The organism is Paraburkholderia fungorum (assembly GCF_003610895.1).
GTDB lineage: Bacteria > Pseudomonadota > Gammaproteobacteria > Burkholderiales > Burkholderiaceae > Paraburkholderia > Paraburkholderia fungorum_B.
On sequence record NZ_MCAS01000001.1, the window covers coordinates 265193 to 289914 of the forward strand.

General features: G+C 61.2%; 21 protein-coding genes and 1 pseudogene. 9 read left to right on the forward strand and 13 right to left on the reverse strand.

Annotation, left to right across the window (positions count from 1 at the left end; genetic code table 11):
- Positions 1-427: 427 nt before the first annotated feature.
- From BCY88_RS01095 to BCY88_RS01110, 4 genes are all read left to right on the forward strand, one after another.
- Entirely contained in the window at positions 428-778 is a 351-nt protein-coding gene (locus tag BCY88_RS01095) for a response regulator (protein ID WP_120342424.1), read from the forward strand.
- A gap of 124 nt (positions 779-902) precedes the next feature.
- Entirely contained in the window at positions 903-2336 is a 1434-nt protein-coding gene (locus tag BCY88_RS01100) for an MFS transporter (RefSeq protein ID WP_120342425.1), read from the forward strand.
- Positions 2337-2371: 35 nt separating this feature from the next.
- Positions 2372-3571, forward strand: a complete 1200-nt coding sequence (locus tag BCY88_RS01105) for a CaiB/BaiF CoA transferase family protein (RefSeq protein ID WP_120342426.1) — start codon at positions 2372-2374, stop codon at positions 3569-3571.
- Positions 3572-3573: 2 nt separating this feature from the next.
- Positions 3574-4398 carry a citryl-CoA lyase gene (locus BCY88_RS01110; protein WP_120342427.1) on the forward strand — a complete coding sequence of 275 codons (825 nt, stop codon included), beginning with the start codon at positions 3574-3576 and terminating at the stop codon, positions 4396-4398.
- Here the strand turns inward: BCY88_RS01110 and BCY88_RS01115 are convergent.
- Both BCY88_RS01115 and bla read right to left on the reverse strand, forming a co-directional pair.
- Positions 4386-5150 carry an IclR family transcriptional regulator gene (locus tag BCY88_RS01115; RefSeq protein ID WP_120342428.1) on the reverse strand — a complete coding sequence of 255 codons (765 nt, stop codon included), beginning with the start codon at positions 5148-5150 and terminating at the stop codon, positions 4386-4388. The two genes, BCY88_RS01110 and BCY88_RS01115, sit on opposite strands and share 13 nt — an antisense overlap.
- 91 nt (positions 5151-5241) lie before the next feature.
- Positions 5242-6177, reverse strand: coding sequence for a class A beta-lactamase (gene bla / locus BCY88_RS01120; protein ID WP_120342429.1), 936 nt, complete (start codon positions 6175-6177; stop codon positions 5242-5244).
- A gap of 99 nt (positions 6178-6276) precedes the next feature.
- Here bla and BCY88_RS01125 point away from each other — a divergent pair, with 99 nt between their 5' ends.
- The gene (locus tag BCY88_RS01125; protein ID WP_120342430.1) at positions 6277-7155 is read left to right on the forward strand and encodes a LysR family transcriptional regulator; all 879 of its coding nucleotides are present in this window, start codon (positions 6277-6279) and stop codon (positions 7153-7155) included.
- On the opposite strand, the gene BCY88_RS01130 is transcribed toward BCY88_RS01125, so the two are convergent.
- On the reverse strand, positions 7152-7406 hold the full coding sequence (locus BCY88_RS01130) for a hypothetical protein (protein ID WP_120342431.1): 255 nt from the start codon (positions 7404-7406) through the stop codon (positions 7152-7154). The genes BCY88_RS01125 and BCY88_RS01130 overlap by 4 nt on opposite strands.
- Positions 7407-7477: 71 nt before the next feature.
- Positions 7478-7981: a lecithin retinol acyltransferase family protein gene (locus tag BCY88_RS01135; protein ID WP_120342432.1), complete on the reverse strand. Its 504-nt coding sequence runs from the start codon at positions 7979-7981 to the stop codon at positions 7478-7480.
- A gap of 460 nt (positions 7982-8441) precedes the next feature.
- Here BCY88_RS01135 and BCY88_RS01140 point away from each other — a divergent pair, with 460 nt between their 5' ends.
- Complete coding sequence (locus BCY88_RS01140; protein ID WP_054035641.1) at positions 8442-8729, forward strand: hypothetical protein; 288 nt, start codon at positions 8442-8444, stop codon at positions 8727-8729.
- A gap of 5 nt (positions 8730-8734) precedes the next feature.
- Positions 8735-9505, forward strand: a complete 771-nt coding sequence (locus tag BCY88_RS01145; RefSeq protein WP_120342433.1) for a PP2C family protein-serine/threonine phosphatase — start codon at positions 8735-8737, stop codon at positions 9503-9505.
- Positions 9506-9516: 11 nt separating this feature from the next.
- Here BCY88_RS01145 and BCY88_RS01150 read toward each other — a convergent pair whose 3' ends face one another.
- The 9 genes from BCY88_RS01150 to BCY88_RS01190 form a co-directional block, all read right to left on the reverse strand.
- A complete protein-coding gene (locus BCY88_RS01150; RefSeq protein WP_120342434.1) occupies positions 9517-10875 on the reverse strand; it encodes a sigma-54 interaction domain-containing protein in 1359 nt (452 codons plus the stop codon).
- Positions 10872-13928 carry a peptidase domain-containing ABC transporter gene (locus BCY88_RS01155; RefSeq protein ID WP_120342435.1) on the reverse strand — a complete coding sequence of 1019 codons (3057 nt, stop codon included), beginning with the start codon at positions 13926-13928 and terminating at the stop codon, positions 10872-10874. The genes BCY88_RS01150 and BCY88_RS01155 overlap by 4 nt, the downstream gene beginning before the upstream one ends.
- A gap of 132 nt (positions 13929-14060) precedes the next feature.
- Positions 14061-14813, reverse strand: a complete 753-nt coding sequence (locus BCY88_RS01160) for a peptidylprolyl isomerase (protein ID WP_120342436.1) — start codon at positions 14811-14813, stop codon at positions 14061-14063.
- 37 nt (positions 14814-14850) lie between these two features.
- A complete protein-coding gene (locus BCY88_RS01165; RefSeq protein WP_120342437.1) occupies positions 14851-16224 on the reverse strand; it encodes a beta-barrel domain-containing protein in 1374 nt (457 codons plus the stop codon).
- Positions 16202-18802 carry an FHA domain-containing protein gene (locus BCY88_RS01170; protein ID WP_120342438.1) on the reverse strand — a complete coding sequence of 867 codons (2601 nt, stop codon included), beginning with the start codon at positions 18800-18802 and terminating at the stop codon, positions 16202-16204. Before BCY88_RS01170 ends, BCY88_RS01165 begins: the two co-directional genes overlap by 23 nt.
- Before the next feature lie 226 nt (positions 18803-19028).
- Positions 19029-20456 carry an efflux transporter outer membrane subunit gene (locus BCY88_RS01175; RefSeq protein ID WP_120342439.1) on the reverse strand — a complete coding sequence of 476 codons (1428 nt, stop codon included), beginning with the start codon at positions 20454-20456 and terminating at the stop codon, positions 19029-19031.
- Between the two features lie 247 nt (positions 20457-20703).
- Complete coding sequence (locus BCY88_RS01180) at positions 20704-20997, reverse strand: hypothetical protein (protein WP_120342440.1); 294 nt, start codon at positions 20995-20997, stop codon at positions 20704-20706.
- A gap of 294 nt (positions 20998-21291) precedes the next feature.
- Entirely contained in the window at positions 21292-21735 is a 444-nt protein-coding gene (locus tag BCY88_RS01185) for a DUF4399 domain-containing protein (RefSeq protein WP_120342441.1), read from the reverse strand.
- 46 nt (positions 21736-21781) lie between these two features.
- On the reverse strand, positions 21782-22288 hold the full coding sequence (locus BCY88_RS01190; protein WP_120342442.1) for a DUF4399 domain-containing protein: 507 nt from the start codon (positions 22286-22288) through the stop codon (positions 21782-21784).
- 499 nt (positions 22289-22787) lie between these two features.
- Here BCY88_RS01190 and BCY88_RS40780 point away from each other — a divergent pair.
- A pseudogene (locus BCY88_RS40780) lies at positions 22788-23447 on the forward strand (caspase family protein); the annotation flags it as partial.
- An 18-nt stretch (positions 23448-23465) separates the two neighbouring features.
- The gene (locus tag BCY88_RS40785) at positions 23466-24701 is read left to right on the forward strand and encodes a formylglycine-generating enzyme family protein (RefSeq protein WP_404935666.1); all 1236 of its coding nucleotides are present in this window, start codon (positions 23466-23468) and stop codon (positions 24699-24701) included.
- Positions 24702-24722 lie beyond the last annotated feature (21 nt).

Here is a 24722-nt window from a genome sequence, read left to right on the forward strand (position 1 = left end):
GGAATTGTATACGGCGAACCGCCTTTGCCTCATGCTCCATCCTTCGTTACATCAAGTTGAAAAACTCACCCACACGCTGGCGATCGCTACCGGCCGGTCCCGCCCGCGCACGCTCATCAACATCACACACCTATTGCACGCTATCCGCCAACGGGACGGGACGTCGGGCCTAATCCATTGCCTGCACAGCGCGGTGTCACCATGAACGGGAACGTGAATTGCTGGCATGGTGAGATTGAGAGGTACATGTTCCGCCTGATTTCAGTTGCAAGCTGTGGCTTCTCCGCGCTTTGAACGACATATCGACAATGACCCTCCACCAAACTCAGGCACCCTCCGGCCCGGCGTGGAAACGCATGTCGCCGATCCTGACGAGGTCCGGGGTCTGGTCTGCGGCAAGGTCTGTCTGCGGTAAGGCTGACCGTCCATGAAAACCATCCTGATCGTGGACGACGAAATCGACATCCTCACGGTCTGGCTCCTGTTGCTGGAGCGGCACGGCTACACCGTGCTGACGGCGATCAACGGCGCCGCGGCGCTTGAGCAGATCCACCGGACCCGGCCCGACATCGTCGTGTCTGACTGCATGATGCCGGTCATGTCGGGGCCGCAACTGTGCGCCGCATTGAACGACGACCCCGATCTGCGCGCCATTCCTATCCTCCTGTGCAGTTCGGCCGCCGAGATCCCCGCGCAGCCGAATCCCACCATCGAATACGCCCGCAAGCCGCTTTCGTTCGCCACCCTTCTCGCGACGCTGGAGCGGATCGCGGCTTGATGGCTAGGTAAAACCCCGAATTCCTGTCAGTCACGACACAGATTAATCTCGGCACATTCATTAAATAGAACGTCGTTCTGTTAGACAGAACGACATGAGCAAGAGACCCCTGAAGGAGAATTCCATGGCAAGCCTGCCGCTCGACGCACCCGGCGCGTCGCCCACTTCAAGCACCGGCGCGCAGGCGCTCACGCCGGGCATCAACGCGCGCATCGACCGTCTGCCCGCAACGCGCACGATATGGATGCTGGTGTTCCTGCTGTCGATCGGTGGCTGGTTCGAGTTCTACGACCTGTTTTTCACCGCGTATGTCGGCCCAGGTCTCGTCAAGAGCGGCCTCTATGCGACGACAACCGCATCGTTCTTCGGGGTGTCCGGGTTGGGCGCTTTCGTGGCGGCGTCATTCGCCGGGCTCTTCATCGGTACGTTCTTTCTGGCGGGTCTGGCAGATCGCTATGGCCGCAGAACCGTGTTTACCGTTTCGCTGCTGTGGTATTCCGCGGCCACGCTGATCATGGCGCTGCAAACCACCGCGCCGGCCATCAACCTGTGGCGCCTGATCGCCGGCATCGGCGTGGGTGTCGAACTGGTGACGATCGACACCTATGTCAGCGAACTCGTGCCGAAACATCTGCGCGGCCGGGCCTTCGCTTTTGTTCATCTGGTGCAGTACACCGCGGTGCCGTCGGTCGCCCTGCTCGCGTGGTGGCTGGTGCCGCAAACACCATTCGGTGTGGACGGCTGGCGCTGGGTCGTGATCATCGGCGCATTCGGCGCGGTGATTGTGTGGGCAATCCGCCGGCGTGTGCCGGAAAGCCCGCGTTGGCTCGCACAGCAAGGCCGCGCCGCCGAAGCGGAACAGGTTTTGCAGGCGCTCGAAGCAAAGGTCACGAAGCAATATGGCAAGCCACTGCCCGCACCTGTACCGTCCATCGAGCCTGCCACCACCAAGGCCGCCTTCCGCGAAATCTGGCAACCGCCGTATCGCAAGCGCGCGATCACGATGCTCGTATTTAACCTGTTCCAGGCGATCGGCTTCTACGGTTTCGCGTCATGGGTGCCGACGCTGCTGGTCTCCAAGGGCGTGACGATCACGCACAGTCTGCTGTACTCGTTCGTCATTGCGATCTCGAATCCGTTTGGACCGCTAATCGGTATGGCGATTGCGGACCGCATCGAACGCAAGACGCTGATCGTGCTGTCGGCACTCGGTATCGCCGTGTTCGGCAGCCTGTTTGCGACGCAGACCTCGCCCGCCATGCTGATGACGCTCGGTGTGCTGATCACGCTGTGCGGAACCTTGCTCTCGGTCGGCTATCACGCGTACCAGACCGAACTGTTCCCGACCCGCTTGCGGGCACGCGCCGTCGGCTTCGTTTACTCGATGTCGCGCTTATCCGCGATGTTCTCCGGCTTCATGATCGCCTTCGCGCTGCGCCACTTCCAGGTGCCTGGCGTATTCGCGCTGATCACGTTTTCGATGGTGATGGTGATGGGTGCGATCGGCTTCTTCGGACCACGGACCAACAATCGCAATCTCGACGAAATTTCGCATTGAGCGCAACTGAGCGTATTGAACAAGAGGCTTCAAAGATGACACTGCCCTTAGCTGGAGTGCGGGTACTGGATTTATCGAATGTTTTGGCGGGACCGTTTTGCGCGTATCAACTCGCGCTGCTCGGCGCGGACGTGATCAAGGTCGAGCATCCCGAGGGGGGCGATCTTGCCCGGCGTCTGGGCGCCGACAAGGAAGCGTCGATGCGCAACATGGGAGCGTCCTTCGTTGCGGTGAATGCCGGCAAACAGTCCCTCACGCTCAATCTGAAAGACCCGCGCGGCAAGACCATTTTGCGCGAGCTCGTCAAAACGGCGGACGTGCTGGTCGAAAACTTCCGGCCCGGCGTCATGACACGGCTCGGCCTCGATTTCGACGCGTTGCGCGAGGTGAATCCCAAGCTCGTGTACTGCGCGATCTCCGGCTTCGGCATGGACGGCGAGTTTTCGAAACGTCCCGCCTACGACCAGATCATTCAGGGCATTTCGGGTGTGATGAGCGTGACCGGCGACGCCGGCAGTGCACCGTTGCGCGTCGGCTATCCGGTGTCGGACACCGTGGGCGGTCTCACGGCCGCGTTCGGCATTTGCGCCGCGCTGATCGATGCCCGCGCGAGCGGCCACGGCCGCATGCTCGACGTCTCGATGCTGGAAGCCACGCTGGCGACGATGGGCTGGGTTGTCTCGAACTATCTGAACGCCGGTGTCACGCCCGAGCCGATGGGTAACGAGAACTTCACCGCCGCGCCTTCGGGCACCTTCAAAACCGGCGACGGGCCGCTCAATATCGCCGCGAACGAGAACAAGCAGTTCGCGAGCCTGTGCCACCTGATTGGCCGCCCCGATCTGCTCGACGACACGCGCTTTTCCGAACGCAACGCGCGCAAGGTGAATCGCGCGGCATTGAAGGCCGAAATCGAAGCGGCGCTGGCAAGCGACAGCGCGACAAACTGGGAAGCTAAATTCTTCGAAGCAGGCGTGCCGGCCGGGCGCGTCATGTCGGTGCCGGAGATCCTCGCGCACCCGCATCTGGAATCGCGCGAGTTCATCCGCGAATTCGCCGGCAACGGCACGACTGAACGGCAACGCGTCACCCGCGCGGGCTTTCGTCTCTCCGATGCCGACACAGCGCCGGCCACCCCCGCGCCCGTTCTGTCGGCTCACACGCGCGAGCATCTCGCCGCGCTCGGCTATGACGACGCACAAATCGACCATCTACGCTCCGAGGGAGTGATCTGAACATGACGCAAGCATTCGACCCCGCGAGGCTCGCCGCCGAGTACTGGAGCACCTCGATCATCGATATTCATCCTGGCTCGATCAAGGTGCGGGGTTTTCCGATTCAGGAGTTGATCGGCAACGTCAGTTTTCCGCAGATGATCTGGCTGATGCTGCGCGGCGAACTGCCGGATGCCGCGCAAGCGCGTTTGTTCGAAGCGGCGCTGGTGGCATCGGTGGATCATGGCCCGCACGCCCCGTCGATAGCGATCTCACGCATGGCGACCAGTTGCGGTTTGCCGTTGAACGGCGCGATGGCCTCGGCGATCAATGCGCTCGATGACGTGCATGGCGGCGCCGGTCAGCAGGCGGTCGAACTGTACGATTCGATCGCAGCACTAATGGATGCAGGCGCCACGCTGGAAGACGCCGTCGCCCAGGGTGTCGATGCGTTTACCGCTGAACGCGGCAAGTATCTGCCCGGCTTCGGACACCGCTTCCATCCAGTCGATCCGCGGGCAATCCGGCTTCTCGCGCTCGTGGACGAAAGCGTCGAACAACGAAGTATTGACGGACGATACGCCGCCATTGCGCGCGGCATCGAGGCCTTGCTCAAGCAGCGCAAGAACAAACCGGTGCCGATGAATATCGACGGCGCAACCGCCGTGATCTATGCGGAACTCGGCTTTGCGCCGGAGTTGGCACGCGGCGTGTTCTGCCTGTCACGTGCGGTCGGCATTCTGTCGCATGCGTGGGAACAACGCGGACGCAACGAGCGCAACAAAGGCCCGATGCCGCGCCAGATGAACTATACCTACACGGGCAAGCCCGAGCGTCACCTGTCCTGAACCGCGGCCGCGCGCCGCTGCGCGTTGCGCATCGCGCGCGAGTCGCCACCTAACGCATCCGTGGCGCGCGCGGCGCAATCGAACAACGCGTCGAGATTGTGTTCGAAAAACGCCTGATCGATACGCGAGCTTGGACCTGCCAGCGTCAGCACGCCTCGCAAACTTTGACGCACACCGAATACCGGCATTGAGATCCCCGCCGTTTCCCGATCGCGCTCGCCGATCGACACACAGTAGAAGTCCTCGCGAATCTTCTCGTACGGCGCGCCTGGCGCGCCGCCGAATGCCAGCAACGCATGCCCGCCCGAGCCGCTTTCGAGAGGCAGCACGTCACCCTCGCGCACGTGAAAACGCACCGCATGCGTGGAGTCGACGCGATGCAGGCACACGCGCACTGCTTCGTCACGCACATAGAAGGACACGCTTTCGCCGCTCGTTTCCGCGAGATCGCGCATCAGCGGCACGAGAATATCGCCGACGTTCAGGCTGCGCTGATACAGCGCGCCGAGCATGAAGGTCGCGGAACCGAGTTGATAGCGGCCGTCGTCCAGACGCAGCAGCAGGCGGTGCTGGATCAACGAGCCCGCGAGCCGCAACAGCGTGCTCTTGTAGAGCCCCGTGCGCGCCGCGAGCTCCGCGAGCGTGAGCGCGGCGTCGTCCGGCCTGAAGGCGAACAGGATCGCGCAGGCACGATCGATGACGGCAACGCCCTCGGTTTCCTTTGAGTTTGATTTGTCCGCAGGCGTTGGCATGAATTAGCGTCGCTCACTGGCTTCATATCGAAGCTGAAATTTTACGCCAAGTTGCGTGCGATAACGCATGCCCGGTCAACGCACGCTTCGATCAAACCGACGCCACCACCAATGCGCCGACATTGGCGATAGCTGCATTGCTGCGCGCCGCATCGCCGCTCGTGCCGGTGAGGTAGACCGTCACGAGAATCGGCCCGCGCCCTGGTGGCCAAAGAATCGCGATGTCGTTTGCCGTGCCATGATCGCCGGTGCCGGTTTTATCGCCCACGCCCCAATCCTTCGGCAGCTTCGCGCGAATCCGTTCGCCGCCGGTTTGATTGGCAGCCAGCCAGGCCAGCAGTTGCGCACGTGAGGGCGAGGACAAACGCTCGCCCAGCAGCAGTTCGCGCAGATTGCCGAGCATGGCGCCTGGTGTGGTGGTATCGCGCGGATCGCCGGGCGTCGCTTCGTTCACCGTCGGCTCGTTACGGTCCAGACGCGTGACGCCATCGCCGATACTGCGCGCGAACGCGGTCACAGCGGCGGGACCGCCCAAGCTTGCCAGCAGCAGATTGGCCGCGGTGTTGTCGCTGAGCGTAAGGGCCGCCTTGCACAAGTCGGCGACGCTCATCCCTGCGTCACCGGTGCGCTCGCGCGTGTGCTGGCCGGTGGCCGGCGAGTACGGCACCAGATCGCTGTTCGAAAACACAACGCGCCGGTCCAGATCCTCCTGACCGTGGTCCACGCGCGTCAGCACAAGCCCCGCCGCCAGCAGCTTGAACGTGCTGCACATCGGAAAGCGCTCGTCCGTGCGCAAACCGGCATGCAAGCCGGACATCGTGTCGAGAATCGAAACGCCGAGCCGCCCACCGCTTTCCACCTCGATCTGCGCGAGCCGCTGGCGGATCGCCTCCACTCCGCTTGCGCCGCCACCCTGCCTCGCGGCGCCCGTTTTTGCCACTTTCCCGAACGCGCCGCCGCTAGCAAGCGCAACCCCAGCTATCGAGACACCGAGCATCGCACCTGCGAATTTCCGTCTTGTGATCATCGCCGCTCCTTATGTGAAGCCGCAACTATCGACGTTCCCCCGCCGGTTGGCAAACGATGATAAGTTAGTCGGTCCCCTAGAAAAACTTGTGCCTTCGCCATGAGACCGAATCTCCCGTTGAATGCGCTGCGTGCCTTCGAGTCGTCCGCGCGGCATCTGAGCTTTACGCGCGCCGCGCTCGAGTTGAACGTCACCCAGGCGGCCGTGAGCCAGCAGGTCAGGACGCTGGAGGAGCGGCTCGGCACTGCGCTATTCAAGCGTTTACCGCGCGGACTGGCGATGACGGACGAGGGCCTCGCGCTACGCCCTGTCCTCACCGACGCGTTCGATCGCATCGAAGCCGTGCTCAAGCAGTTCGAAGGCGGCCACTTTCATGAGGTATTGACGCTCGGCGTGGTGGGGACCTTCGCGGTGGGCTGGCTGATGCCGCGGCTCAAGTCGTTTCGCGAAGCGCATCCGTTTGTCGAGCTGCGTCTGCTGACGAACAACAATCTGGTCGACCTCGCCACGGAAGGCCTCGACTTCGCGATTCGTTTCGGCGACGGCACCTGGCCAGGCTCGCTCGCCACCCGGTTGCTGCACGCGCCGCTCGCGATTCTGTGCGCACCTGAAATCGCCAGACGTCTGTCCGAACCGGCTGACCTCGCCAATGAAACCTTGCTGCGCTCCTACCGGGTCGATGACTGGACAAGCTGGTTCGCGGCCGCCGGCATCCCGCCCCGGCCGATTCGCGGCCCCGTGTTCGATTCATCGCGGCTGATGGCGGAAGCGGCCATGCAGGGTGCGGGTATCGCACTGGCGCCCGCGCTGATGTTCGATCACGAGATCAATACGGGCCGGCTGGTGCGCCCATTCGAAGTGGAAGTTCATGCCGGCAGCTACTGGCTGACGTGGCTGAAGGGTAAGCCGATGACACCGGCCATGCAGTTATTCAGTCAGTGGATCAGCAAGGAGGCGGCTTCGTTCGGACCAGGCTAGCAAACTGCCGCGTGGCGATAGCCATTCATGGCGGGCCGTTCGGCTTGCGGCGGAAACACATTCCATGAGCCGTCGTCATGACGGAAGAAAAAGATCGACAGCAGACCGCCGGGGCGCAATGCTTCCACGCAGACGTAGCGCTGGCGCTGAGACCCGCGGTGGCAAAACCGCACAACGCGCGCGGGCATCGACGGTGTCGGCGCGAGCCATTTATCGACGGCCCAGTGCAAGGTCTTTTCTGCCGTAACCATGATGTGCTCCTTGAATCCGTTATTCGTTTATTCCTTCAGTTCCTGAACTCGCTCTGTCCGTTCGCGTTCGCTCAGGCGAGCTGGACGGCAGTCTGACTATTCTTTGCAGCACGCTCGACAAACGCCTTCACCAGACACACCAGCGTGAGCACGCCGGCGTGCGGGTGCCTCAGGCAGCAATGCACCTGTTCGCTGCGGCTTTCGCCAAGCAGACACCACGCGCAGAAGTGCTCGCAGTTATTCGTAAGCAGGCGGTACTGGTTTTCTCCGAGGCGGGAGCGCGCACGGCGCACGGCTTCATCGCCGACATAGCGGGCGCTCGGAGTCGCGCGGATCGTCAATGCATGGCCGGCCGCGAAGCGGGTCAATTCCACCTCTTCCACCGGACCGCGATGCGCCGAACTCGCAAAGCCCGCGTAATGAACTACGCGGCCATTGCCGACGTAAATGCCGTGATGCTCATAGCCTTGCCGTTGCGTGACGAGATGTGCGCCGATCGGCAGGTCGATAGTCGGCGCTTCGTCGCATTGCGCGTCGCGCTCTTCGCTGCTCGCCGGAAGAAAGTGGGTGTTCATGGCTGGCCTCGCTTCAATATCCAACACTGTTGCGAGATCTTTTGCATCATCCGGGCCATGCGAGCGAAAGCCTTGATTTAAAGGGCTCGCAGGAATTTCCAGCAATGTTGGGCCCAGCAAGTGTCCGTTGTGAGCCGACAGAAATCGCGCCGATGTGTTGGTCTGCGTCGATCGTTCTGAAGCGCCGGCAGAGCGGTCTCGCCTGCCAGTGCGAACGTCACGAGACCTGCCTGAGGTGTTGGGTCCCACACCGGTATGCGCGCCCGGATGTTGGGTACCTCCCGACCCTTGCGCCCCCGCGTGAACCGGCGCTGCATGTATAAGCGTCTGGAATCGCCGCGCAATCAATGCGTTACGTGAAAGCGTGCGCACGCGTCGCAAATTGGCATGGCATTTGCACCATTACGCCCAATTCCTTTTCAATCACGCGCTCAACGCACGCTGCCAACCGGAGAACGACATGGCTTCCATCACGGTGAACGACCTCTCCCTCAACCTCGCGCTCGACCGTAAAGCGATGGCGGCGATCCGCGGCGGCGGCGGTGCGCCCTGGGTATACGGCTGGATTCAGCCCTATGTGCGGGAAACGCCGAGCATTGGTCCGGTTGTGAACCTGTACGACATTTCGAACAACTTCTATGCTAACCAGATGATCAACACGTTCCAGTCGGTGGATGTGCGCAACACCGGCGCGAACTCGAACATCAACGTCTCCCCGGACGCACGCAGCAGAAACGATACGGTGTAGCTCTTGTGACTTGTCCAAGCCAATTTCGATGGAAGTCGTCCGCGCGTTCCGACGTCGGACGCGTGCGTGAGGTCAACGAAGACGCCTGCCTCGACCAGCCCGAACCCGGGCGCTGGGCCGTCGCCGATGGCATGGGTGGACACGCGGTCGGCGATCTGGCGAGCCGTCTCGTGATCGACGCGCTGAGCCGCCTGACGCCGCCGCTTGCCATGAAAACCGGCATCGCCGACGCGCGCTCGCGACTGCAAACAGCCAATCGTCAGTTGCGGGATGAAGCCGCGCGCCGCCAGGTGCAACGGATCGGCAGCACGGTTATCGTACTGCTCGCGTGCGACCGCTTCTGCGGCTACCTGTGGGCCGGCGACAGCCGCCTCTATCTGTATCGCGACGGACAATTGCGGCAACTCACGCGCGATCATAGTCAGGTGGAAGAGCTCAAGTCCCTCGGCGTGATTACCGACGAACAGGCGCGGCATCATCCGGCGCAGCACATGATTACGCGCGCGGTCGGCGCAACCGATGTGCTCGAACTCGATGACGATGCAATCGAAGTTGCGGATGGTGACGTCTTCCTGCTATGCAGCGACGGGCTCAGCAACGAAGTCAGCGATGCGGAAATACTGGCGGTGCTGACCTCGGTGGCATGTGAGCGCGCGTCCGACGAGCTGGTTGAACTGGCCATTGCTCACGGTGGACGCGACAATGTCACCGCGGTGGTGGTGCACGCGGAGGATCCGTATGCGTCGGACAAGACTCTGCTGAACCCCGCGCCTTGAAGAAGGTGCTTTCAACTATCAGCGTCTTCGTCGTCTTGCTCGTCACTGCCGTTCCTGTCCGCAGGCGGCGCGTTACGGTTGCGAAAATCCTTTGAATGCAGGCCATGCTTCTTCAGCAGCATTTGCAGATGCGAGCGGTTCATATCGATGCGCCGGGCCAGTTCCGCAACGGTGCCGCTCACCTCCCGAAGGCCGCGCTCCAGGAAGGCTTTCTCGGCATCGTCGCTCGCGGCGCGCTTCGCCTCGCTTAGCGACATCAGATTCGCCACGCTAATCGGCTCCTGCCCCGTCGCCGTGCCCGCGTGGGACAGCGCCGCGGCTGAACCGGGCATGGCCGGCCGCATATCCACCGGCAGATGGTCGATATCCGCCATCTCCCCGGCCAGACACGACACGCGATACATCACGTTGCGCAGTTCGCGAATATTGCCGGGGTATGCGTAGCTCAGCAGAAAGTCCCTCAGACGCGGCGTCAATCTGACGGGCCTGCGTTTCAGCGTGCCGGCGGCCTCGTCGCCGAACCATGCAATCAGCAGTGCAATCTCATCGCGCCTCTCGCGCAGCGGCGGCAACGTCACGTGAATCACACTGAGACGGTAGAACAAATCCTCGCGGAACTTACCCTCTTCGCTGAGTTGCCGTAGATTGCGATTGGTCGCCGCGACGATACGCGTATCGACCGCAATCGTTTCATCCGAGCCCACGCGCTGGATCTCGTGAGCTTCCAGCACACGCAGCAGTTTCACCTGCCCAGCCAGCGGCAACTCGCCGATCTCGTCGAGAAAGATCGTACCGGTATGCGCGCTTTCGAATTTTCCCTTGCGGTCATTCGAAGCCCCCGTAAACGCGCCCTTGCGATGGCCGAACAATTCCGACTCCAGCAGATTGTCCGGAATCGCCCCGCAATTGACGGAGATGAACGGTTTGTCGGAGCGCGAGCCATTCGCGTGAATCACCTTCGCCATCAACTCCTTGCCCGTCCCGCTTTCGCCATCGATCAATACCGGCAAATCGGTCGGCGCCGCCTTCTCGGCAATTTCGAGCGATTCGAGCAAACGCGGATTGTCGCCGAAGGTCCCTTCGAAAATGAAACTGCGTTCGATCAACGCTTTCCTGCGCGCACCTCGCGACTGGTCGGCAGAAGCGCCAGGTTCCGCGGCCGTCGCGGCCTGGACAAAACGCTCCTTGTGCGAGAGCTGCATGACCTCGTCACGTAACGAGGTGGCTTGCCGGAGCAGCTTGTCGATATCGGCGCGTTCGAGCCGTGAGGACCAGCGCAGCGTCGAGCGCAGAATCTCGATGCGTTCGATCAGGCCCGCGTACGAAATCGCCGGGCTGAGCTCTTCTACCTGGTCGAGTATCTTCATCACGCACTCAACTGTTTCTGGACCAACTGGTAATACATGCCGCCACGCTGGATCAGTTCATCGTGACGGCCCTGTTCAACGATCGCCCCTTCGTACAGCACCAGAATCTTGTCCGCACGCATGATGGTGCTGAGCCGATGCGCGATGATCACCGCGGTTCGCCCCTGCAGAATATCGTGCATGTTGCCGAGGATATTGCTTTCCGATTGCGAATCCAGTGCTGAGGTTGCCTCGTCGAAAACCAGCAGACGCGGATCGTGGTACAGCGCCCGCGCGATGCACAACCGCTGGATTTGCCCACCCGACAAGCCAATGCCACGTTCGCCGACAATCTGCTCATAGCCGAGCGGCATCTTGCTGATGAACGCGTGCGCGTCGGCCATTTTTGCGACTTCCTCGATGCGGCGCCGTTCGGGTGCGTCGTCACCGCTCGCTATGTTCTCGGCAATCGTGCCGGAAAACAGCAGATTGCTCTGCATCACATAGCCGATCTGCGCGCGGTAATAGGCCTTATCGACCACGCCGAGGTCATAGCCGTCGATCGTCATCTTGCCCTCGGTCGGCGCGTAGAAACCGACCAGCAACTTAGCAAGCGTCGTCTTGCCGGAGCCGCTGCGGCCCACAATCGCCACCAGTTCGCCGGGCTTGATGTCGAAGCTGATATTTTCCAGCACGTACGCCGAGTCGTTTTCGCCGTAGCGGAAATAGACGCCGTTGAGGCTGATTTCGCCCTGTAACTCAGGCAGCATCACGCGTGACGGTAAGTCCTGCGGTTTCTGTTCCGGCTCGATGTCGAGCACGTCGCCAAGGCGCTCCATCGCCACGCCCGCGTCGTTCAACATGCTCCATAAACCCACCAGGCCCATCAGCGGACCCAGTACGCTGCCCATGAAGGCATTGAAAGCGATCAACTGACCGATGGTCATTTCGCGCGCCAGTACCAGATTCGCGCCCACCCAAAGAATCGCAATCGTGGTCGCCGCGTTCAGCAACTGGCTGCCAAGCCCAACCAGAATGTTGAAGGCGTGCGCCCGGTATTGCACCTCGAGTGCCTTCGCGTATTTCTTCTCCCAGCGCAAACGTACCGGCCGTTCAATACCCATGCCTTTGACGGTTTCGACACCGGCGAGCGCTTCCATCAGAAATGATTTCGATTCGGTCGACGCCGTGAATACCTCACGCGCGTAGTTCTTGATCTTCGGCGTGGCCAGCGCGGTCAGCGCCATGATCGGTATCACGAACGCGATCAGCACCAGCGTCATCTTCACGTTGTAGACGAACATGATGGTGAAGTAGATAAACACCATCAGCAGATTCAACGCGGTGGTCACCGTGGACTCGGTGAGGAAGGCGCGGATAGTCTGGTTCTCCTGAAAACGCGCGAAGATGTCGCCGGTCTTGCGTTTGGCGAAAAACGAGAACGGTAGCGACATGGTGTGCTTGAAGAACTGGGACATCATCGCGAAATCCATGTTGCGCACCATGAAATTGGCGAGATACGCGCGAATCGACGACATCAACTGCGAGAACACGTTGGCGATAATCAGGCCGCCGATCAGCAAATGCAGCAGACTGACGTTCTGATGCACGATCACCCCGTCGAGGATGTTCTGAATAATGAGCGGCGGAATCACGCCGAGCACCTGAATAACGAACGTGGCAAGGAACAGGTGGCCGAGAATCTTCCTGTACGGGCTGAGATAGCCGACAAACCGTATCCACGGCGAACGCGCGGCCGATATGTGCAGGAGATCCGGGCCACCGGTAAAGAGCAGACACGTGCCGCTCCAGCCACGCTCGAAATCCTCCACCGTCATTTTCCTGAAACCGAGCGCCGGGTCGGCGACCCACACGTAGTCTTTCGACAGCCCATACACCACGACGTAGTGGTACCCCTCCCAATGCACAATGAAGGGCAGCTCGAAACCGCGCAATGAGTCGAATGTGCATTGCACGCCGCGCGCGGTGAAGCCGAGCGATTCGCCCGCGCGTGCAAGACTGTCGAGCGTCGCGCCTTGCGTCGTCACGTTGGCGAGTTCGCGCAGCTTGCCGAGCGTCATCGGAATGTTGTAGTGGCGGCATACCATGGCAAGACACGCCGCGCCGCAATCCATTTCCTCCGCCTGCTCGACCAGCGCGAAGCGCTTGATGACCTTCTCGCCGAACTCCGGTTTGGTCTGCAGATCGAGCATCAGCGGCAACTTGCGCCGCTGTTCGAGGCGCTTTTGCCGTTGCAATTCGCGGTCGCCATAACGGATCCGCTCATCCAGAACTTCACGCAGCTTCGGATTGCGCTCCAGAATGAAATGAACCGTGCGCTCGGGGATCACCAGCAGCCGCGTATCGATCGCCGCTACGACCGACGCCATCTGCTCCTGTCGCATCAAGCAAGCTTTCTCGCCGAAGATTTCGCCTTCGCCTAGTGTCGCGAGCGTGTAGTCATGGCCCTCTTCATGACGGACAATGCGCACCTCGCCCTGCCGCACCACGTAGAGCCGCCGGTCGTCACGTCCGTCCTGCCTGAGAATCTCCTTGCCGGCGGCCACCCGTTTCACGCCGACGCTGCGCACATATTCTTCGAGTTCGGCCTTATTGAGCTTGCCGCGCAGATCGAATAATTGCGCGACGAAACCACCGGCCGAGTTGATTGCCACGTAGCTCGCGACGAATGCCAACGCGGCCTGATTGACGGCGAGCACGGGTTCGATCGCGGCGCGCGGAATGAACAACAACTCGGTTTTTGCCGACGCCCGCACCGAAGCCTCATGCACATAGGCGCGCAACATCGCAATATCGGCGAAAATTTCGCCGGTCTTGCGCACACCCATGCTGGTTTCCTTGCCATGTTCCTCGGTAAAGATGCGTACCGAACCCGAGCGGACGACGTAGAGGCCGTCGGCCGTTTCGCCTGCCGAGCACACCGTTTCGCCGAACGAATAGAAGCGTGCCTGCGCGTATTCGGCGAGACGCTCGATCTCGTCGCGCGAAAATGGCGAGAGGATTTCCACCGAGGTGAGAAACTCAGCGGTGGAGGGCGCGGTCTGGGGTGCATCCATAAGTGTGCGGGCCTCGATTCGGCTGTGCGTAGCCTTGCTTTACCTTGCGTCCCGATGTTGCGTTGCGCGTATGCTGCGATGCGCATGCGATTGCGAGGTACGCGATGAGCGCGGTTAGCGCGGTTAGCGCGGTTAGCGCGCTTCGATCACATGCTCCTGCGCGCGCGCAATCAACCAGTTTTCGCGCAGCAGCCGTCTGACTTCAGCGGCCACGTCCGCGTCGAGCGTTGCCGGATATTTCGCCGTTACGGCGAAAATCTCGAAACACGAGCGATCCGCCGACGGAAACGGTCCGAGCAGATCGCCCACCGCCGCGTTGAAAATCTTCGCTTCGATGTCCGGCTTCAACGATCCGCGCAACACTTTCCCGATCACGCCACCGGCTTCGCGCGTATCCGCAATCGAATGCTCGCGCGCCATGTCGGCAAAGCTGTCGGGATCGTCATGCAGGTACGAGATCATTTCCTTCGCCTTGCCTTCGCTGTCGAGCACGATATGGCTCACCTCGATCGCATCGAATTTCGGCGAATTCAGTGCGAAGTAGTCCTTGATCGCTGCCTCGTTGCCAACCACGTCGAGCATCTTCTCCTGATACAGCCCGTCCGTAATGAAGGCTTCGAATTCGTCGAGATTCACGCCGAGCGCATCGAGGTACTGATTCATATCCGTCGCGCGATGCAAGCCGCGCACACGGCGGAACTGATCGGCGCGCTGCTGGATGTCATCTGCCGTGACCGCAATACCCTGTTTCTTCGCCGCATGCACCGTGAGCTTGTCGCGCACGATCTGCTCGATCAGGCTTTCGAACTGGCCGGTCAATTTCAGAAGACGAATAAACTCGGAAACGTCCACGACTTCGTCGTCGATTCGCACTATCGCAGTCATGTCATCCGCTCCTTTAATTGACCTGTAACCCGCGCGCTCAACCTGCTACCTGCCTGAACGGATCAAGACCCAGATCGATCAGGCGCCGTTCGCGCACCACGATTTCCGCGCTCGCCGTCATGCCATAGCGCAGCGGATAGCGGGTGTCGGCGATCTGGTAGTAGTTCTTCTCGAGCGTCACGCGGCCTTCGTACACCGGCTGCTTGTCCTGCACGGACGGCTTGGTAGCCGGCGAAATATAGGCAAGCGTGCCGTTGATCAATCCGTAGCGCTGGTACGGAAACGCGTTGAACTTCAGTTTCACCGGCTGGCCCTCGTGCAGAAACGCGCGATCGTGCTCCGCGATTTCGATCTTCAGCACCGGTTTCGCATCTTTCGGCGCGATGCCGCCGAGCGGTGCGTTTGCCTGAACCTTGTCGCCTCGCTGCGTGGAGGTCACGTCGGTGATAACACCGGAGACCGGCGCGAGGATCAGCAAAAAATTATCCTTGTCGATGTTCTCGAAGCGGATCCGCGCGGCAGCATCGGCCACGAGACGCGCGCTCTGCAATTGCAGGCGCACCTTGTCTTCCGCGTCGGTGATGTCACGAACCGCGGAGTCGTACTGGAGCTGCAGGTCGGTGGTCTGCTGTCCGCTGGTTTCCAGTTGTGCATTGGCCTGCGCGTATTCATGGCTCAGGCGGAAATCCAGCTCCGCGAGTTTCGATTGCGCGACACGGTAGGCGTTATCCGCTTCCAGCGCGGCGGTCCGTTTCTGCTCCACCTGCAATTCGGCGATACCGCCGCCACCTGGCTGTGCGAAGAGCTGCGAATAGCGGTCCAGTTCCTGATGCGCCGCCTCACGCGTGCGGCGCGCGTTGTCGAGTACGCTGCGCGCCTCGTCGAGTTCAGCCTTCTGGCCTTCAGCGAGCTTCGTCGTACCTTCGGAAACGCGATTTTCGTGCAGATGCGCTTCCACCTCCATCTGCGCCTTCAGCGCGGCCGCCTTGCGCTCCATTAGCGCCTTCTTCTCAGGGAACTGTTTCCAGTCACGCTCGGCGTCTTCCAGTTTGAGCTGCGCCTGCAACGCGTTGCTCGCAGCCTCGATCGCGCCGCGCGCATTCAGCCGCGCCAGCACGTCGCCCTTCGATACGGGTTGCCCCTCGGCGATGTACAGGTCGGCAAGCTCACCGTCGATCGGCGCATAGATGCGGCGGACCTCCGATTCCGGCGAGAGCGTGCCTTGCGCGCTGACGATCACATCCGCCCGCCCCACGAACGACCACAGCAAGCCGGCCACCACCAGCGCGACCATCGCCCAGATCAGCGCGCGGGCGAGCCGCACCGGCTCCGCGGTCAGAATTGCGATGCCCTCGACGCTGTGATCCTCAAGCGCCTCCGACAACGGTCTAGGGTGATTGTCGCGCTTCACTCTGCTCGCCTCCAATCAACGCCAGCTTCGCCTTCAGCAGTCCAGGGTCCAGCACCATGCGCAACTCGGTCAGCGAGCGGCGTTGCAGATCCGCCTCGGCGTCGATATCCGCCAGCAGCCTGTCAAAATCGGCGGGATGATCCGCCTTCAGTTGCGTATAGATGCGCATGCCCTGTTGCGCGGCAGCTTGCGCATCGGAGAGCAGGCGCGCCTCGCTACGAAAGCCCGGCGAAATCCCTGCTTCCAGCCGTTGCGTGCCGCCGATCGGACCATTCGCCCGATACTGTTTCCAGAGGCTCTGTGCGCGCAGCAGCAGGTCTTGCGCGCGCGCCAGCGCTTTGTCGTGCAAAGCGGCGACGTCTTTCTGGATCGATTGCACGAACCACGCATCCGCCATCGGATCGAGACTGGCGTAGAACGACAGCAGGCGTTGGTCGTAATCCTTGCCGCTGCGCGTCTTCTGCAAGTCGGCGAACTGATCGAGCAGCGCTTTTTTATGCGCCAGTTCCGCTGCGACCACGTCCGACCACGGCCCAGCAGGCATGGCCTGCAAGTCACTTAGTGTCTGCTGGGTATCGCCGCGCTGCCACGCCGCGCTCGCCGCGTCATGACGGCGGATGAGGTCCGCCGACGGCAGACGGCTCGCGGCCAGGTGCTGGAACTGCGCCTGAAATGGCGGAGTACCGAACTGCACCGTTTTCAGCAACGCGAGCAACGGCGTCAATTGCCGGCCAAGCGCGGCGTTCAGCACGTCTGTGTAGTGGCGCAAATCTTCCCGTACGCGATCGAGACCCGCGAGACGCGGATAGCGCTGCGCATAATCGTCGAGGACAGCAGGCAGTGCGTCGGGTTTATCGCGCGCCAACTCGGCGCGGATGGTGCCGTTCAGGCGGTCTATGGCGGCGACATACACCGAGTCGTCGCTTTCCAGTTTGCGCAGATGACTCAGCGCCTGCGCGTAAGGCTCCGCGAAAACAGGCACATATGAGGCGATACGGTCGAGCGCGCGCTGATGGCCTCTCGCGTCGTCATCCCAGCGCTGCAGCAGGCCGCTGATGGTGGTCTCGTCGGCGTACATGCGAATTGGCGCCTCTACGCCGCCGCGCCCCGTCACGAAACGCTCCAGATCGCCTACCCATTGCAATTCACGGACCAGAGAAGCGGCGTCCGCATTGTTCGCACTCAACGATCTCATCTCCTTGAGCAGCGCGTCGGCCTGATCGAACTGCGCCTTTTGCAACACGTTCAACCACCCGGAGAGTTTCGCCTTCAGCAGCGCTTCGCTCGCCAACGCGCTGATTTTCGTGTCGGTGGGGTGGTTTGCCAGATAACCGTTTGCGAGCGTCACCGCGCTGCTGTAATCGCCGCTCGCCAGCATGTTCCTCAGATCGCGCTCGGATGAACCGCGCATGTAGAGCGTCAATGCGATGACCACCAGCGCGGCGAAGGCCGCGCCGCTCCACCACACAGCACGACGCTCCATCGAGTGATCGCCTGCCGCAAAGGCCTTGCTGAGCTCACCCGCGAGCAGGCGCCAACGCTGCGGCCGGCCTTTCGCAGCGTTCGTGCCATGTGGGCCATTCGAGCCTTGCTTGCCGTTTGTTTTGCTGGTTCTGCTGGTGCCGCTGCTTACGTTCGCACCGGCTGTCTGCGTGTCGCGCTTCGCGTGCGTGGAAGCGGCCTGTGCCGCCTCATTCACTTCGTCTTCCTGCTGCAGCCCGGGGTCGACACAGAAGATATCGAGGAACGAATGCGCCGCGCCGACGAAGGTGGTCTTGTCGGCATCGGCAGCTTCGCCGGCGGCTGGATCGAGGGATAGCTGGGTCACGGTCGGCTCGACATCAGAGAGTTCTTTCAGTGTCACCCTGTAGACGAAGTGATCGCCGCCAAATGCAAGGACGTCCCCCTCCATAAGCGGCACTGCAGTTTCGTCGAGCCGCTTTCCGCCTACGAATGTGCCGTTGGTACTGCCGAGATCTTCCAGATAGAGTTCGCCGCCCCTCAGAAAGATGTGCGCATGACGCCGCGAAATGTAATTGACCTGATGCGGATAGCGATCCTTATAGCGGGAGAAAATCTCGTCCGCCTTGCTGATAAGAAACGGAAACGCCTGCACGTCGATTGGCTGAAGCCCAAGGTCGTCGCGCTGCGGCACCAGCAGCAGTCCGGGCGCCGGCGCCACGGTCGAGGCGCAGACGATCCGCGCGCGCGGATCGACACTGACCCGATAGCAGAGCTCACCGCCGAAGCACAACTCGTCGCCGGAGCGCACTCTTGCGGGTGTTTGCCGCACCGCAACGCCGTTGAGCGTGGTGCCGTTCTTGCTGCCGAGGTCGGCAACATAGACGGCTCCGTGCTCCGTGAAAATCCGCGCATGTCGGCGCGACAGGCGAGCAATCCGCTCGGCCGGATAGTCGGTAAACGGTGTGTCGCTTCGACCGATCGCAAACAGGCTGTCGACAATCCGGATCGCGTCGAGCGCAGGACGCTGCGCGGACGCAACCGGCGACAGCACCACGTCGAACATGGCGCCTAATGTCGCGCGCATCTCAGCAATCGGAGTTTCGCCGTCTGTCATTTTATCTGCATCACTAATCGTTTACCCGCTGCGTCCATCGCACAGCAGGAACGGAAAGAAGAACTACGGCGAGCAGTGGATTTTGTAACGAACCGAGCAGCGCCCGGCTCCTTACAAATTTTAAGTCACGCATGGCCAGTGTCAATTTCCACATCGCCGCTTGCACGGGCCATTCATGCGCCATATGCAGTCGAAATACGCCACATGCGCCCAGTCCCGGATTAGCTCAGTGTTCCTTTACTTCCGCTTGCACATCCACGCTCGGCCAGCCACCACCCAGTGCCTTGTAGAGCAACACCGTGTCGGACAAAATCAACTGATGGTTGGCGAGCAGTTCCTGCTGCGCTTCCAGCAAGGTCCGTTCAGTTTCGAAAACTTCCAGTTGCGACACCACGCCGAGGCGCAACTGCGACTGAATCTGATCGGCAACGATCTGCAGCCGCGACACCTCCTGCTGCAACTCCACCCGTTGCGCCTTGTGTGAGTTCAGATTGACCAGCGCGTTTTCCACTTCCTCGAAGGCACCCATCACCGCGACCCGGTACTGTTGTTCAGCGACCGTGGACTGCGCCTGCGTGACTTTCACATGAGCCCGCACGCCGGGATCGAGAAGTGGAATGTCGATGCTGGGCATGAATCCGTAGGTGAACGACTTCAGCAAATCGGTTAGCGCGAAGCTAGCGGTGCCACCGTGGCCGGTAAGGTTGATAGTGGGCAGTTGCGCGAGCTTGGCCTCGCCGACGAGGTTATAGGCTTCCAGTACTCTGAATTCGGCAGCCACCACGTCGGGACGTCGCGCCAGCAGTTGCGCAGGCAAGCCGTCGGGCACAACCGGTAGTTGCACACGTTGCTGCAGATGCCCTTTCGGCAACTGGAATTCGCCCGCCGGCACGCCGAGAAGCGTGCACAGTGCGTTGTTCGCGAGATCGCGCGAGCGGCGCAGTTCGAGCAATTGATTCGTCAGGCGGTTGATTTCGGCCTGCTGGCGCAGCACCTGGGTTTGCGGTATGAGGCCGTTGTGGCGTTGGCCTTCGTAAATCGTGAGAATCTGCCGGTTCGTGACGAGCGTCTGTTGCTGCTGCTCGATCTGATCGTCGAATTGCAGGATCTGGAAATAGGTACTCGATACGTTCGCCACCAGTTCCAGATAACCAGCGCGCCAATCTGCCTCGCTTGCGTGAAATTCGGCCTTTTGTGCCTGCACGCCCTTCTCCACCTTGCCCCAGATATCGATGTCCCAACTCACCTGTGTCGCGACGTTGTACTGTTTGGCAAACGTCTGACCCGTACTCTTTTCGAAATCAGCACCGCCGCCGAGGTCCATGGTCGGCAACGCACCCGCTTTGGCTTCGCCGATCTGCGTGCTGGCTACGTCGATACGCGCCGCCAGTACCTTGATATCGAAGTTGCCTGCAATCGCTTTCGCGACCAGCGTGTCCAGATACGGATCATGGAAGCCTTTCCACCAGTCCGGCTCGATGGTCGCGGCCGCCGATACCGGTGAGCCTTTCTGATCTGACCACGACGCCTTGGCGGGCGTATCGGGCCGCTTGTAGTCGGGCATGCTGACGTCGATACATGCGCACAGCGACAGCGCGCAGATCGTTGCGGCGCAGAGTCCGCGCAACGCGTTGAAAGAGCGCTGATGAACCATTGAAGCAGGCAACGCTGACACGATTTTCTCCGATGACACCCGCTACGCCGCACGAGAAGAACGCGCTGTTCAAGTAAAGCAGGCCCTGCCCGGCTTCACCATCAAAGCGGTACAGGAAGGTCGGCGCGGGGAAGGAGCGGTGAGGCTGGGGTCGTGTGGAAAGGACGATTGGATGCGGAATCTTTTTGACGCACTGAGCTTGCGCGTCCCGCGGAGACCCGGAGGTCTCCGCGGCGGCCTGTGCCGTTCAATACACGTTGATGTTGTTGCTCGAGCTCACATGCGGGTCGATCGTGGTCGTCACGCCGGCAACGAACGCTGCATTGTTGCCGTTGGCATTCTGAACGTTCATCGTCGTGCTGATCAGCTGTGTGGCGTCGATGGTCTTGCTGTTGTTCGGTGCATACACGGGCGAGAAGTTGAGAAACGACGACGACGACGGATAGCCATAGCCAAGGCCGAGGCCACCACGCACGGCGCTCATGGCCTTGCTGTCGAGTTGAGCGGTGGTGGACAGATCTTTGATCATCAGCGTGTTCATGGTAAATCTCCTGGAAGGGAAACAGCACAGTCTTGCGGTTGGGTTCGAGCATCTTGTCTGCTCGAGCGTCACTAACGCATGGGCTGTGCCAGTTTTCGTTTCCGATCCTAAGAAATCTCCAGAATGGCTGTAGATAAAGGATTTCCGGGAAGGTACGCCGCTCGACACCATGCGGCGGTTACGCGGCGCAAAATCTTAACTGGTGGATCGCAGCCAACAATGCGCGCGGCGGTGTTGGCTGCGGCGTGACACGGAAGCGGGCAAGCCGCGTTGTGTCGATATCCCGATGCCCCGCTAGCGCGCAATGACCGTGATCTTCTTCGAGTACACCGGCGGATTGTGGGGCATATGCATGTCATCGCCCATCAACAGCTGCAACGTGTGCTTACCGGGCGGCAGTTGAATCATCGTTTCCGTTTCGCCCGCGCCGAAATGCAGATGGTTGCGGTCATTGGGAATTTCCTGATCCATCGGCGGCAGGTCAGTATCGATCAGCAGATGGTGGTGCCCCGTGTTCGGATACTTGACGCCTTTCGGCGCCACGCCCATATAGCGCAATCCGAACCACACCCGGAAAGGCTTATTGGCGGCCACGACCTGTCCATTGTTCGGATAGCCGATGTAGGCGTACGCGCCGGCGGGCGACGGTGTCGCGCCGGCCATCGCACTATCCGGCAATGCCAGTGACGTCAATGTCGCCAGTGCCACGAGCGCCGCGAGCGCAATAATCCTGTCCATGCTGGTCTCTCCGTCCTGAAGAACCCGTCCTGAATGAACGGGACAGCTAGTCTTTTAGTACGGTGATGGTGATCTTCTTCGAATACACGGGGGGTACGTGCGGCACGTGATTGTGGTCGCCGAGAATCAGCTGCAAGGTGTGCTTGCCCGGTGGCAACTCAATGCGTGCATCCGTCTCACCCGCGCCGAAGTGCAGGTGATTTCGATCAGACGGAATTTCCTGGTCGAGCGGCGGCAGGTCGGTATCGATCAGCAGATGGTGGTGCCCCGTGTTCGGAATCGCCACACCCTTTGGACATACGCCCATGTTGCGCAGTCCCATGCGAACCCACAGTTTTCCGCCGTGAATCACCGCGCCGTCGGCCGGCCAGATGATGTATTCCTCCGCGCCCGGCGGCGAAGGTGTTTGTTCGGCACGCGCGGAGCCAGGCAGTGACGCGACACAGAGCAGGAGAACAAGCGTGGCGAACCAGGCGGTGCAGAGCGCAGCGAGCGACACCTTCGTTTCATGACGTATGTCGACGAGCACGCCGGGTGTGAGGATTCTTCTCATTGCGCACTCTCCCGAAGAATGGCCATTGCCGCCTCGGCCGCGCACAGCGCGGGCCGGACGCTCCGGCTGGATGTCGCAAACGCCTGCGTACTTCCACGTGAGTTCACGTGACGGGTTCACGTCATTCGTCGATGAGCGGCAGCACTAATAAAACGGAAGTACTGCCCTACTTTGTGAATTAGCTTAGGACGTAACTTGCCAAAAAGATACGCCACGCTCGTTAACCGAATAACGCATTGAAGGCGTGCGGACCATTGTGACGTGCAAAGCACGTGCTATCGTTGTTCATAGGTTGTCGATGGATTGCCGATGATGGTGCCGACGCAGCAGCCGGTCCACTTCAACGGCTGCTGCGGGCTTCGTGGTCGTCGAATACCTATGTTCTGTCCGGAACAAACAGGATATGAATATGTGGCGAACATTCCTGCTGGTGTGCATGGCCGGGGTAATTCAGGCGCATTGTGGCAGCGTTTGTGTCGCGGCGCAGCGTGACGACGCGATGCCTGGCGCGACCAGTACACGTACGACAGCTACATTCAGCGCACCGCTCACATTTCAAAGGAGCAGTCCGCAGCCTGCGCGCATCGCGCTGGTGATCGGCAATGGCGCGTACGATCATCACGCGGACCCGCTCAGCAATAATGCGCCGCGCGATGCCGAAGCCATGCGCGACACGCTGCATGCGCTCGGTTTCGAAGTCATCTTGCGCATTGATGCGACGCCGCAGCAGATGCGGCAAGCCATCGGCGAATTCCGCCAACGTCTGCGCGAAGGCGGCACAGGACTCTTCTATTTCGCTGGACACGGTTTGCAGATCGGACGGCAAACGTTGCTTGTTCCCGCAGGCCTCGATGCACGCGCGCCGGCACGGCTCGTTAGCGAAGGAGTCGATCTGAATGCCATATTGCAGGCGATGGGCGCGCCGCGTCCCGACGCACTCAATCTCCTGATTCTCGATACATGCCTGAACAACCCCTTCTCCGCTGACGTATCGCTCGAAACGGTCACCTTGCCCGCCAATACCCTGGTCGCGTATGCCACACAACCAGGTGGCTTTGCGGCAGATACCGCACATCACGGCGTGTACACGAACGCGTTGCTGCACGCGCTCAACGATTCTGCTTCATCACAGGCTCTTACGCGATTGCTTGAAGGTGTAGCGGCGAGGGTAAGTGAGGTGACCGATGGCGAACAAACGCCGCGGATTGTTTCGTCGTTTGCTGAAGACGCGAACCTGAGCAACCTGCCAGGTCGCGGCGCTGGCGCGAAGGTCGCCTCCGCTACCGTCGACGATCCCATTGTCGCGCTTCACAGCAGAGGCATTCTGCCAAAGGACAGCAGCGAGCAATACGAAATCACTTTCTGGAATTCCATCAAGGACAGCAACTATCCCGGCGATTACGAGGCCTATCTGAAGGCCTATCCGAACGGGCGCTTCGCCACACTTGCCCATGCACGCATTGACCGGCTGCGAGCCGCGGCATCCGCGAGCGCGCCACCTGTTGCGCCGGCAGCCACGCCCTCTGTCGCGCCACCGGTCGCACAGTCACCACAAGCCCCGCACTCACCGCCACCCGCTAGCGCGGTAACGCAAGATCACTCGCACGCTGCCGCGCCGGCAACGACGCCGGCTGTCGCATCCACGGCATCTTCCACACCGGCGGTCGTGCAGAAAACCATCACGCACCCGCCGAGTGCCGGTGAAAGCCACGACTGTGCCACCTGTCCGATCATGATCGCGCTACCGGCGGGCGCTTTCTCGATGGGCAGCAACACGGACGACCCCTCTGAAAAACCCGTCCATCACGTGACCATCAGTGCGCCGTTCGCGATCGGCAAATACGAGGTGACTGTCGAGCAATGGAATGCGTGCGTCGCGGCGAACGCCTGTCCAAAGTTGACTCCGGAAAGCAATACGAACAAAACGGCGCCGGCACGCGACCTCAGTTGGGACGACGCGCAACAGTACGTGAAGTGGCTGGGTAAAACGACCGGCAAGCCGTACCGCCTGCCCACCGAGGCCGAATGGGAGTACGCGGACCGCGGCGGCACCACCACGGCCTACTGGTGGGGCGATCAGATGCGCAAGGGCAACGCCAATTGCACGGATTGCGGCCTCCCCTGGCACAAGGAAGGGCCCGAAACCGTGGGTTCGTTTGCACCGAATCCGGTCGGTTTGTATGACATGAACGGCAGCGTCTGGGAATGGGTGGCCGATTGCTGGCACAACTCCTACCAGGGCGCACCCGCCGACGGCCGCGCGTGGGACAGCCCCAGCTGCGACATGCGGGTGATTCGCGGCGGTTCGTGGCGCGAAGGCGGGGGCTACATGCTGAGCGCGACACGCTTCAAGTACAGCGCGAGTGTGCGCCAATCGCAGGATGGCTTCAGAGTGGTGAAGGATCTCAAGTAACGCGAAAGCGGGTACGGCAGC